Raw genomic sequence first — 13,194 nt, forward strand, 5'->3', positions numbered from 1 at the left:
ATTTTATTGAAGATCGAACCTGCCAATGGCGGGTTCTTTTTTTATCGCCTGTTCTAAGGATTGTCTTTTCACAATAATAATAGTGTGAGACGGACAAGGCTGGTGATAGGGATGACAGGAAAAATTCTTGCTGTGATCGTGGGAAGTTTATTGCTTGGAGTAGGAGTGAATGGTTTTTTAGTGCCGCACCATCTTCTCGACGGGGGGATGATTGGGGTTGGGCTGATCATTCATTATTTTTATGGATTCCCCACAGGACTGACCATGATCATCATGAGTGTTCCACTATATTTTTTGGCATATATCCTGGAACGAAAATACTTTTTCCATAGCTTGACCGGTTTGATGATGTCAAGTATCTCCATCGATTTGTTCGCGCCTGTTGGAAAAGCAATCCACTTAGGTATTTTGCCAAGTGCAATCATGGGTGGCATATTGGTCGGTTGCGGAATCGGTCTGATGCTTCGCTATGAAACAAGCACTGGCGGAATGGATTTACTGGCCCAATTGATTCATAAATTTTTCCCTGTGAATGTCGGAATCCTCATTTTCCTATTGGATGGATTAGTGGTTGTTTCGGGATTAAAAGTGATTGGCATGGAAAAATTCATTTTTTCTCTGCTTACGATCACTTGTGTAGGATTGATGACTTCTTTGTGCGTGATCAAAAGAGAGAATATTACCTAACTTCTGTCTCATGATCGGCTAATTTCCTTAGTTAAACTCTCCAGGCAAGTCTTCATAATATAAAAGCCAGCCAAATTACTCTTGGCTGGCTTCTTTACATGTTTAAGCTTCCGCTTCGATTTTTTGATTCATGTCAGTATAGATGGATGAATCGATTTCTTTTGTGATTCTGCTTGTCAGGATACCGGAAGTCATCGATCCGCTGACGTTTACAGCTGTGCGTCCCATATCAATCAATGGCTCGATTGAGATCAGCAAGCCAGCAAGGCCGACTGGCAGGTTCAATGCAGAGAGCACGAGCAATGCAGCGAATGTGGCTCCTCCGCCAACACCGGCTACACCGAAGGAACTGATCGCCACGATCACAATCACTGTCGCCAGGAATGATGGAGACAATGGATTGATCCCAACGGTCGGCGCAATCATGACTGCCAGCATCGCAGGATAAATTCCGGCACAGCCGTTTTGTCCGATTGATAGGCCGAAGGATCCGGCAAAGTTCGCAATGCCCTCTGGAACACCAAGTGAGCGCTGCGTTTTAATATTCAATGGCAATGCCCCTGCACTCGTCCTTGAAGTGAAAGCAAATGCAAGCACAGGAAATGCTTTTTTGACATAAGTGACTGGGTTCAATCCAGCAATCGTCAATAATAGCAAGTGGATGATGAACATGATTGCAAGCGCCACATAAGAAGCGGCAACGAACTTACCCAATTTCAGGATTGCATCAAAATCGCTTAAAGCGACTGTCTTAGTCATGATGGCAAGAACACCGTACGGGGTCAGCCTCAGGATCAAAGTCACGACTCTCATGATGACTGCATAAAAAGCATCGACAATTTTAGCGAACAGCTCTGCCTGCTCCGGAGACTTCCTTCTGACTCCAAGGAATGCGATCCCCAGGAATGCAGCGAAAATCACCACAGATATTGTTGACGTCGGTCTTGCACCTGTGAAGTCCAGGAATGGATTGGCAGGCAGGAGATCGAGAATTTGCTGCGGCATTGTGCGTCCCTCAATCCCGCCATATGTTTCTTCCAGTGCAGCTGCACGCGCCTGCTCGGCATCTCCCTGCGTGATCTGTACTGCTTCCAGATCGAAGCCAACAGCAGTGGCAATCCCAACAGCGGCCGCTACAGCGGTGGTACCCACCAGCAGGCCAAGGATCAGCGTACTGATTTTGCCAATATTATTGGTCAGTTTCAGCTTTGTAAAAGCAGTAAGAATAGAAATGAACACAAGCGGCATGACAACCATCTGCAGGAATTTAACGTATCCGCTGCCAACGATTGCGAACCAGTCCGTACTCTTGGTGATGATTTCGGAGCCCGCCCCATAAATGAATTGCAGTAAGAAACCGAAGATGATTCCGATTCCAAGTGCTATGAATACCCTTTTGGAAAAAGACACATGCTTTTTTTGCAAGTAAAAAAGAATAGCTATAATGCCCAGCATGATTGCAATGTTCAAAATCACAAATCCTGTAGTCATAATTTCCCCTCCCAAGTTTTTCTATTTTGTTCAATATAATACAGGTATTCTGATAAGTCAACTCGGAATTAAAAATATCCTCCTTATCGAAAATTTATATATAGTATTTTATGATGGAGTATTTTGTTCCATTCCAGATATAATTAAAAGAAGGTGCCCGCCTGCATACCAGGCGGCACCTTCCTCTGTCATTCCAACTCCTACTTCACCATTTCGACCAGTTTTTCCACTTCACTTCTGTTATTTTCAAAGCCGATCAAGATTTTTTGGTTTTTCAAGAACAGCAGCTTTGTGTTTGTAAAAATAAATGCTGGAACAATTACGGTCCCAGTCATCTCTTTAAGTTGCTTTTCGTTTTCAGGTTCATCCTGTACATTGATTTCTTCATAAGGTATATGATTCTGCGAAAGAAACTCCTTCGCCTCCTGGCAGTCCGTTCACATAGGGCGGGTGAAAAGGGTTAAGGTGTTTTTTGACATATTGGCTCCTCCTTCACTGTATTTCAGTACAATAAGTATAGCGTCTCTCCTAAACCTGCTTCCACTATTACGACTGCGACCAGCGATTCTGTGCCTTGGTGATTTATGATGTCTCATTCAGCAGAAAAGACGGCATTTCAGCCGCCTTTCTCTTATGGTCAGTCAAAGGATGAAACAGGCAGAGTGATTGTGAAGGTACTTCCCTCTCCATATTTTGACCTGACCTCTATTTCTCCATCATGGACATGGATGATTTCTTTGACGATGGCAAGTCCTAAACCTGTTCCTCCAATCGATCGGCGGTCGGAATTATCCACCCGGTAGAACTTTTCAAACACCTTATCCATTGCTTCAGGAGGAATGCCCAAGCCTTCATCCTGAATTTCTATGTTCAGCATGCTGTTTTTCTCAAAAACAATGATCTTGACTTCTCCGCCATCTGGTGAATATTTTATGGCATTACCGATTAAATTTGTCAGTGCCTGCTCCAATTTCCCAGCATCCCCCACGACTAGGTCATGGCCGCCAAGGAACTCCAGTGTTAATTCATGCCTTTCGGATTGCACTTTCTGAAGCTCGATGACCTTCCTGATAATTGGCAGCATAGCTATCTGTGCCTTCTCGTAAGCCTGCTTCCCAGATTCCATCCTCTGGATATCCAGAAATTCATTGATTAAAGACGTCAGCCTTCCTGCTTCATTGTGGATCGTGGATAGGTATTTTTTCTGACGGTCCGCTTTTAGGTCTCTGGTCAGCATCAATTCCGTAAAACCAAGAATGCTTGCCAGAGGAGTCCGGAGTTCATGACTGACAGTACTGACAAATTCTGATTTGATCCTGTCTACTTCATATTCCTTTGTCATATTGCGATGTACGAATATCGTACCTAACTTCATATTTCCATCGAAGAGTCCTTCACAGTATACCTTGAATACCTTTCCTTCTTTGTTTCTGTAGATGTATTGAAGCTCAATTGAAGGGAATTTTTCCTGGCTGGCAATTTCTAATTTCAAAAACTCGATGAAATCATCAGAATCTTCAATTGTATTCTCCAGTAAGAGAATCCATTCTGCCCAGGAACAATCATCCAAATCTTTAAGCTGATCCGGACATCCGAATAGCTCACAGAACTTTTTGTTGACCTGGAGAATGTTCCCCTCTGTATTGACCAACTGGACACCCTCCTGGATTGTATCAAGGATTTCTTGATTTAAGCGTCTGGCTTCTTCAGATGCTTGATATAAGTTGATTTTGTCCATCGCAATGCCTACATTTTTGGCCAATGCCTCGTATTCATCCATCATCCGGCTATCGAAAGGTACATCATAACGGCTGAAGGCCATTACAGCAATCAGTTTTCTCCCTGATAAAAAGATTGGAATATACAGGTCAAACGAAAGCATATGATCTGTATGGAAACCCTTCTCCTCTTCCTCGGCTTGCCTTTTCATCGCAAAAGGCTTTCGATCCATCTGCAACCGGTCAATCACACCGCTGAACAGAAGATTGTCCCTGAATTGTTTGACTCCTTCAGGTGATATTCCATATGACGCATATGATGGGTCATCGATAAATGCTATAATCCCTTTTTCAGCACCGATGATCGGGCACATATGCAAGACCGCACTTTCCAGGACCTCTTGCTTATCAAGTGAATTAGCCAATTTATTGATCAGCTCATTCCGGCTGCTTAGCTTTTGCTCATTGTTTTTTACAACCTCAAGAGCCTCTTGAAGCTCCAGTTGCTGTGCATGAAGCTCATCTTGTTGGGCCACTAGCTCTTCATTTTGTGCCAGCAGGTTTTGTTCGTTCTCCTGGATTCCTTCCACCATGCGATTGAAGGCGATCGAAAGTACCCCAAGTTCATCATTGCGGTCTTTTTCAACCTCAATGACCGCATCCCTTCCATAGGCAATCTCATTGGCAGCTGCTGCAAAACCGGCTAGGGGCCTGGCAATCTCACTGAACATCAGTCGCGTGATCCGCAGCAGTACAAACAAGAATACGAGTATAAAAGCAACAAAACCTATCTGGACATATGACTGGATTTTCTTTAGTTCCTGAAAGTTCTCATCGATTTGGTTATTGATTTCAGCATTATATACGTTGATGTCTGCCATAATGGCCGTAATCTTCTTTGTTGCTCCGCCATTCGCTGTCGCTTTGACGGCCTCAACATCCCCATTTTCATAATTTTCAAGAGCTTTAGGCAAAGCTTCAACAAAATAATATTCTCTGAATTCGTCAATCTTACTTAGGAATACCTGGTCCTTATATTCTTCTTCCATTTCTTTAAGCTGCTCCAAGTACTCCAAGATCAGCGGCTCTTGCTTCAGTGTGTTCTCTTTTAAATCTTCCGTGCCATAGGCAAAGTAACCGCGGGCATCCATGAAGGCCTGTATAAAAAACCCTTCCATCCTTTGTACAATACGTTCTTTTTTCTCAAGCTGACTGTTTTTTGAAGTATATTCTTCATTCAGCTGGTAAAAGGAATATAGCAGTATTCCTGCCAGCACCAGGAATGCCGTAATGAAAACCGACATCATGACAATGTATCGGCGGACGATGCTATTTTTATTGAATTTTATTTTGTTCATTTAAGATGTCTCTCACTTTTCCTAATAGTTCGAGCGGACTGAATGGCTTGGCCATAAAGTAATCTGCCCCTGCCGCCATCACTTGTTCCTGCTCCGAAAGCTGGCTTTTTGCCGAAAGCATCATGATCGGGACATCCTTATTGATTCCATTCTGCCTTATTTTCACAATGATTTCGAGACCGGAATAGACCGGCATCATATAATCAAGCACAATCAAATCATATTTTCCATTCTTCAAAAAGCTCAAGGCTTCCTGGCCGTCACAAGCCTCAACCACCTGATAATCTTCTTCTTCAAGGGTATCCATGATCAGCATTCTTAAGATTTCTTCGTCCTCGGCCAGCAAAATTCGTTTCATCGATTGTTCTCCTCGTTCAGTGCATTTTTAAAAGTTTCTTTCATGATGTTATAGGATTCTTTTAGACGTTCATGGTATTGTGGCTCTTCCCAACCTTTCCAATCGTAGAAGAACATTCTATCTATACTGGATTGATCTGCAGGCATGTAATTAACATCCTCTCCCGACGAGATCCATGTCGCAGCCAGGCCAATTCTGTCGATGTTTTTACTTCCCGTCAAGCCTGTTTTGTAAAGATCGTCAAGGATCTCTTTCGTACTTGGATCCTTAACATTTAGCAGCTGCCATGGAATCCTGATTTCCACGGTCTTATTGTCATTACTTATACTTATATCGGTCAGCGAATCGAATTTATTATCAGCAGGATTACCAGTGCCAAATTTTAATTTGCCTGTTTCATAGGACTGGAACGGTAACTTCTTCCCACCTACAGGAAGCGTCATCTCCTTATTAAGCGCCAGGCGAATCGGATGGAAAATGCCATTGTTTTTTTCATCGGCCTTGCTTTCCTCTGGTATCATTTTCAGAGTGTTCCCATACTGGTAATAGAAAGGGTCATAATAGCTGTCGACTAGAATTCTGGATCTTTCTGGTCCTTTAAGCTCAATCATAAAATCAATTCCAGGTTCAGAATTTATTTCCTTATCATCTTCCAATTTGATTCGATGTTGCCCCTGACCAGGAATGGTATCCAGGAAAAGGTATCCGGTCTGTTTCCGCCAGTCAAGAGGATTTGCCAAATCAATTCTGAAATAGACGGATGATTCATCTGAGGCAGCGAACACTTTCTCAATCGCTCCATTTTTTGAATAACCAAGAGGTTGAATCCCTTTCTTTTGCCAGTCACCTTTTCTGCCATCAACCAGCATCGGCAAACTTTTCTTGCCAGGCTCAAAGCTCAGAAGCCCAAAATTTTGTTCATTAGTTTGGCGATTAGCCCAAAATGACCGCCGGTTTGGATTATCATATTCCATCGTGTTCCATGTCCGTTTAAACCATTCATCCTGCCATGCGAACACCAGCCCCCCAGCAGCGTCTTCGTTAACAATCGAATTGAACATGAAGCTGTTCATTTCACCCTGCTGCTGTTCGCTCAAGAAGCCCTGGTTCATTCCAGAATCGTTTTTATGAGTCTGGCCTCTCGATGAAGGCACACCAAATTCTGCGATTAGGACTGGCATATCATGTGCCTGGATCAGGTCTCGCAAGTAACCGGCGTAATGGTTCGTTCTTCCCTGGTGATCCTTGTAATTCTGATAGGTTTCATCAAAATTCAAAAAGTCCGGATAGTAGGGATAAACATGATATGAGGCAAACATTCCGGCCTTGAACTCTTTGTTTTTTTGGATATGGTTAGGATTCACTGAAACCATGTCTTCCGTTTCAAGCGGCTCACTCGGATGTTCCAGTAAATCCGTCGTAACCCAATTCGTGAAGCTAATACTGTGCTGCCACTGATATTGCTCTGTTTCATATTCAGCTGTGTAGTCCATCATTGACGCAAGCCAGTTTTCAAACGGCTCTGCATTCTTCGTCTTGAAATATGTTCCTGAGAATAGATTCATCCCATCATTTATATTGTTTGTGCTCAGGACAGCCCCGGGATCCCACTCTATTCCTATTATATATCCCAGAATATATGGGGAAATATCAAATTCATATTTTCCTGAAGCGTGGCCGGGACTTGACGGTATATCTGCATTTCCATGAACAATATCCACCATTTGCTTCAGCTCTCGCTTGAAATCCTTCACTACTTCAGGAGAGAACGCATCCTGTGATTCAACAATGAGTTCTTCATTCGCCCATGCACCATGGAATAAATATAAAGGTTCTTTTGCTAGCTGATTATATTCATAGAAAGCTTGATAAAACTCAGGAGGGTGCAGCGTGTAAATTCGGATCGCATTGGCATTCATGCTGCCAATCTGCTTGAACCAGCGGAAGTACTCTTCCTTTGTGATAGCCGCTTCACCCGGAAAGGCTCCCGGCTTTCCCATCCCGATATTTACGCCTTTAATCAGGATGTCCTCCCATTTACCATTCTTTTGGATTTGAATCGAATTGGCCGAGTTGCTGCTGTTATATTGTATATCACGAGCAGTGACAACTTTAGGAGCAACTGCCGCCCGGGAAGACTCATGTAAGCCGTTCGAAAGGATTTCTTTCATCATTGGTACATATGCAGACCAGTAAAAAGACCGTTTTCCTTCGACGGCTTTTTTCCAGGAAGTTAATCCTTTCGTCTGATAGATATCCGGAACCTCTGCCTCATCTGCATAATCCCCGGCAAAATAATAGGCAGAGTATTTTTGATTCTGGTGATGGATGACAGCAGGAAACTGCTCTGGTATCCCATATTCCTCTAATTCGGCTTTGTTCTTATCTTTGATTGGAAGGTGATAGCTGGCAAGTACCTCATTGTCATTCAATGGCTCTACAATATCGAACCAGTAGGTGTAGCTCGTATCCAGGTCGGAGCTGAAGTGATCCTTACCATTGTCAGTTAGCTTGAAATCCAGCCCGTTCCCTGTAAGCTTTGTCTGGTCCAGAACTGCAACATAATCTTCTTCGTTGACAAAAACAAATCCTGATCCGGTAAAATCCCATTTCTTTGTTTGAGATTCATATTGTGTGATAATCCAACTTGGTACTTCTTTCCCCTCAAGTTTGGTGAAATAACGACCTGTCCATCCACTCCACCGGACATTGAGCAAATTGGTCATTTCCTTCCTTACTGATTCTTCAGTTGGACTGCCGAAAGTGTTGAATTCTGAAATCAAAGTCTTATTTCCTTCGAGCAGCTCTCTTTCCAATACTTTTACATCTTCAAGCTGCAATCCCCCATACAGCTGATTGGATCTTCTTCCTGTTTCATTTTCACCGCGGAACTCTTCTTCGTAGACGCCGTAAAGGTCAGCAAGATAAATGACCTTATACTCGTCAAGTTCATCTGGGATTTTTTCTCCAGAAAAATTGTCCGGATTCATATGCTTGAATCCAATATAGTCTGTGGCAGCCGAATAATGAGTGCCATCTGATTTTTTATACTTTTCATTGTTTAAAACCCATGTAAGTCCTTTATGTTCCTGATAATCTTTGTCGGGGACTGTTTTATCTACAATCAAAATATCCAGTGTTTCTTCGGGTTTCAATTGCCAAAGCCAAAAGGGACTTGAAAGAGCAGCAATGGTTAAGAAAACGAAAGCCAGGACAATTACATGGGATTGTTTCTCGAAAATTAATTTCATCGTGATACACCTTTTCTTTTCATTTCGCCCCAGCCGCTTTCCCCCCGGAGCATTTGCCAGATTCCCTGGCAGCGCCAGAACACAGTAAGCGGCCGATACCAGATGGTTTCTGTCAATGAATACAGGAATAGCTTAAGCAAATCGGAAATCCTGGGATATTTTCTAAGGCTCCATTCCTCCAGCAAAATCGCAAATGCTGAAAAAATCGATCCATATAAACAAGATAACAGGAATATTAATATTGCAAACTCAAGATAAATGCCGCCAACAAACAGGGAAATAACGATATAAATATATCCCGACAGCTCGACGATAGGACCTAGGAATTCCACTATCCAGAAATACGGGAAGGAAACAAACCCTATCAGTCCATATCTCGGATTGAATGTCAGCTTCCGGTGAATCCATAGGCTTTGAAAAAGCCCTCTATGCCATCTTCGCCGTTGACGCTTTAAATATTTCGTACTTTCCGGAACCTCCGTCCAGCACACTGGGTCCGGTACATAGACAATTTTTTTCTTTTTCCGTGTTTCTTTCAGAAGTCGATGGATTCGGACAACAAGCTCCATATCTTCCCCGACGGTATCGGATCTATATCCTCCCGCTTGGACTACCCAGTGCTTAGAGAAAACTCCAAAAGCACCGGAGATGATCAACAACAAATTATGTCTGCTCAGGCCAATCCTTCCCATCAAAAAAGCCCGTAAATATTCGATTACCTGCATGATGACCAGAGGATTCTTGGATAATCCAATTTTCAACACTTCTCCATTCCTTATTTCACACCCATTGGCAATCCGGATGCTTCCGCCTGAGGCAATGACTTCTTCATTTGACTCAATGATAGGTTTCATAACCTTTAAGAATGCGTCACTTTCAAGAACCGAATCTCCATCCAGTGAACAAATATATGGATAATGAGAAAAGTTCAGCCCGGCATTAAGCGCATCAGCTTTTCCCCCGTTATCCTTGTCAACGAGGAACAAATTAGGGAGTATTTGAGATTGATAGATTTTTTTTATAGGTTTTGAATTAACCTGCCTGCGAATTACTTTTTTGATTTCTTTCATATCATACTGCTCAATCAGCACATCCACTGTACGGTCTGATGAACCATCGTTCACTACAATGATTTCAAACACTGGATAATTGATACTGAGCAGGGAGCGGATACTGTGGACAATCCCTGTTTCCTCGTTATAGGCCGGAACAATGATGGATACGGGTTTTGTATAAATGTCTTCCGCAAAATCCCCGAAAGATTTCTCCCTATCAAGCCTGTATTCCTTTCTTAACTGAACGACGGATATAAGCATGACAACAGAATAAAAGGTGATGACAATTAACATGTAGATTAAAATGAACCAGGAAAAATAAATACCGATGTCCTGAAGATTCATGACTGATAGACTCCTTTGTTCATCCATTCCCAAGCCATGTCTTTCGCAAAGGGATCACTGCTTGACTCAATGACCTGATGGAGGATTTTTTTCCCTTCTGGAAAACGGGTGATGGATTGACCTGCCTGTGACCGGACCCACCATGATGGGTCCTGAAGAAGCCGTACCAATTCTTGAATGGCTTTATCACATTTCATTTCCCCAGCCAATCTAGCGGCTAGCATTCGTTCTTCCCAATTCGGTGAACTCATCAATGGGATGAAATTATCTTCATTTCTCGTATGGCCAATTGACGCAAGAGCCTTCAAGGCCCGAACACGCTCCTCGCCATTGCTATTGGAAAATATTGATTCCACAAAGTTCAGGTAGGCCAGATTCTTTTTCCATCCAACAAGATCAATGATGGCAAATTTCAATTGAAGCTGACAGGAATGATACCCGAGCATAAAGTGTTCGAGCCCTTTTTCATCCAGCCTGGATAGGATATTTCTGTACTCTAGATAAGAGAGATCCTTATAATCTTCCGTAACGAATTTGTAGATTTCCTTATGCTGAATTTGAGCAAGAAAAGATAATCCCTTTATTTTCTCCTTTTTAGTAACCCTGTTTCGCTTAAGCATGACTTGAATGTCTTCCTTTAAACTTTCCATCTGGAAGGCTTCGATATGAAAAAGTGCATTCATCCGGGTGCTCCATCTGTAACTTGACAAAGCCCTTCGATAATCTCCTCCAAGCATGCTTTCTGCAAGCAGATTGAGGTTCTTCTTTTCTTCAGTTCCTTCTAGAATGTCCGAATATCTGCTTAATAGTTCTTCAATAGCCAGCTTTTTAGCTTTCGTATCTGCCTGTAAGGACCTCAGGAACTCCCCCGTCAGCACGGAATGGAGGACCTTATCATTCATTTGGCCTTTATACTCCTCGACTTTTTCACGCAGGCGATTTTCCGATGCCTTCCTGGCAACCAGATAAATTAGCAAGAACATAAGAATGGCCACCAGCCACTCAAAGACTGTCAGTAAAAACTTAATATCATCATTTATGATCATTTAAAACATCCTTTTGATCAGCCTCTGGATTCTTGCCTGCAGTTCCGTTATGCTGAATGGCTTTGTCACATAATCGTCTGCGCCGAGCTTCAATGCTCGCGCGATGTCATATTCCGACTTTCTCCCAGTGAGCATCAGGACATGGACTCCTCGGGATTGGGCGGTATTTTTCACTTTGTCCAGAACCTCAATTCCATCCATGACAGGCATGACACCATCGAGGATAAGAAAATGCTTGCCCTTGTCGGTAAGACGCTCTGATTCAAAGAATTTCTCTCCATTTTCGAAGGCTTTAATATCAAGTTCTATTTTTTCTGTATCGATTGTTTGAAGGACCCTGACCAGCAGCGTACGAATAATCGCATCATCGTCTATGACCGATACATGAAGGATATTATTCGCAGACTGTTCGGATACATTGGCCCCATGAACTCTTGAGCGTCCTTTTTCCTTTGCTTCATATAATGCATGATCAGCCATTTTTAGGGTATCCTGGCTTCCCAATGCTGGGTTGTCTACCATAAAGACCCCTGCAGAAAAGCTGACATTAAAAGTCTTTCCCTGTTCGTGAAATTGAATTGTTTTAAATTCTTGCAAGACCCGGTCGATGACGTCGATTGCTTCTTGACTATTTGTCCGTGGAAGCAGGATGACAAATTCCTCCCCTCCATATCGGAAGACAATGTCGCTGCCTCTAAGTTTTGCTTTCAAAAAGTCAGCAAATGCTTCAAGCACTTTATCACCAATGAGATGACCATATGAGTCGTTAATATTTTTGAAATAATCCAAATCCAAAAGTGCGATTGAGAATACACTATTTGTACGTTCCAGATCTTTTAAGTAACGCTCAAGCGTATCGAAAAGAAATCTTCTATTATATACCTTTGTCAGTTCATCAATCAGGACAGATTGGTCGAAAATATGCTTTCTTTCCAATTGTCTTTTGATCCTGACACTGAATTCCTCTATATCAATAGGCTTGCCAATAAAGTCATCAGCGCCCATTTCATATGCCCTGATTCTTGTGTGACGATTATTTTCATTGCTGAGGATCACTTTGGGAACAAATTGCTTATGATTGTGCTGCTGAATTTTTTCCAATATCTGAAATCCGTCCGCTTCAGTAAAATCGATATCGATAACCAGACAATCAGGTTGAAGATCGTAATAAAGTGAGAGTGCTTTCTCCGGGTCTGAACTCGCCATCACCATCCAGCCGTTCTCCTCCATAGCTTCCTTAAGGAGAATCAGCATTGAGACATCCTCACAAATCATTTGAACCAGAGGGAGTTCAATATCCGAAGGTTCAACTTTTTTCAGGTCAGTTTCCTTGAAATGTTCGTACTGATAACTCAGGCTGACGAGTTCGAACAAAAATTCCCGAAGCTCACACTTTCGCCATTGCTCTTTCCCTTTCACTTCAAGCTGATCCAGAAGTCTTGAGGACAGGTGATATAGTCCTCCTAACTGGATGGTACCTGACGTACCTTTCAAAGAGTGCAAAAAACTATAAACATCTTCGTTTCTGATTACTTCTGAATTGTTCGTATCAAACCATTTAAAAATCTGTGTTTTTATTTTTTCAAACAGGAGCACCTGATATTTTTCATTGGTCAATTTCCACACCTCAATAAATCGCGCAATTAATAATTATATTAATTTTAATCTAGCATATAAAGTGACTTTATATCATCATTTTATATGCAAGTATAAATAATTCCCCCGACTTTTTTCTTCGCATTTTATTTGGATAGTGAAGCATGGAATTAAATAAAAAGATTTTTTTAACAAATCGTTCCAAAAATAAAAACGCCAGGCAACTTTTATGTTAAAGTAAAAGTAATATATCCGAATAATTCGTCTTTTCACTCGGGGCCTTAGCCCA

General features: G+C 42.2%; 8 protein-coding genes and 1 pseudogene. 1 reads left to right on the forward strand and 8 read right to left on the reverse strand.

From position 1 onward, the window contains the following. The first annotated feature begins 111 nt into the window (after positions 1-111). On the forward strand, positions 112-687 hold the full coding sequence (locus tag ACNAZ4_RS04230; protein ID WP_415812920.1) for a YitT family protein: 576 nt from the start codon (positions 112-114) through the stop codon (positions 685-687). Between the two features lie 102 nt (positions 688-789). Here ACNAZ4_RS04230 and ACNAZ4_RS04235 read toward each other — a convergent pair whose 3' ends face one another. From ACNAZ4_RS04235 to ACNAZ4_RS04270, 8 genes and pseudogenes are all read right to left on the reverse strand, one after another. Then, positions 790-2,178 (reverse strand): L-cystine transporter, encoded by a 1,389-nt coding sequence (locus ACNAZ4_RS04235; protein ID WP_415812922.1) that lies wholly within the window; start codon positions 2,176-2,178, stop codon positions 790-792. Between the two features lie 200 nt (positions 2,179-2,378). Next, a pseudogene (locus ACNAZ4_RS04240) lies at positions 2,379-2,600 on the reverse strand (glutaredoxin family protein); the annotation flags it as partial. A gap of 215 nt (positions 2,601-2,815) precedes the next feature. Continuing rightward, on the reverse strand, positions 2,816-5,254 hold the full coding sequence (locus tag ACNAZ4_RS04245; protein ID WP_415812923.1) for an ATP-binding protein: 2,439 nt from the start codon (positions 5,252-5,254) through the stop codon (positions 2,816-2,818). Continuing rightward, on the reverse strand, positions 5,232-5,612 hold the full coding sequence (locus ACNAZ4_RS04250; protein WP_415812925.1) for a response regulator transcription factor: 381 nt from the start codon (positions 5,610-5,612) through the stop codon (positions 5,232-5,234). The genes ACNAZ4_RS04245 and ACNAZ4_RS04250 overlap by 23 nt, the downstream gene beginning before the upstream one ends. Then, entirely contained in the window at positions 5,609-8,863 is a 3,255-nt protein-coding gene (locus tag ACNAZ4_RS04255; RefSeq protein WP_415812926.1) for a hypothetical protein, read from the reverse strand. The genes ACNAZ4_RS04250 and ACNAZ4_RS04255 overlap by 4 nt, the downstream gene beginning before the upstream one ends. After that, a complete protein-coding gene (locus ACNAZ4_RS04260; protein ID WP_415812927.1) occupies positions 8,860-10,263 on the reverse strand; it encodes a glycosyltransferase family 2 protein in 1,404 nt (467 codons plus the stop codon). Before ACNAZ4_RS04260 ends, ACNAZ4_RS04255 begins: the two co-directional genes overlap by 4 nt. Further along, positions 10,260-11,309, reverse strand: coding sequence for a HEAT repeat domain-containing protein (locus tag ACNAZ4_RS04265; protein WP_415812928.1), 1,050 nt, complete (start codon positions 11,307-11,309; stop codon positions 10,260-10,262). The genes ACNAZ4_RS04260 and ACNAZ4_RS04265 overlap by 4 nt, the downstream gene beginning before the upstream one ends. Next, positions 11,310-12,935 (reverse strand): GGDEF domain-containing response regulator, encoded by a 1,626-nt coding sequence (locus tag ACNAZ4_RS04270; RefSeq protein ID WP_415812929.1) that lies wholly within the window; start codon positions 12,933-12,935, stop codon positions 11,310-11,312. It lies immediately after the preceding gene. Between the last annotated feature and the right edge of the window lie 259 nt (positions 12,936-13,194).

The sequence above is a fragment of the Mesobacillus thioparans genome, assembly GCF_965138835.1.
Taxonomy (GTDB): domain Bacteria; phylum Bacillota; class Bacilli; order Bacillales; family Cytobacillaceae; genus Mesobacillus; species Mesobacillus thioparans.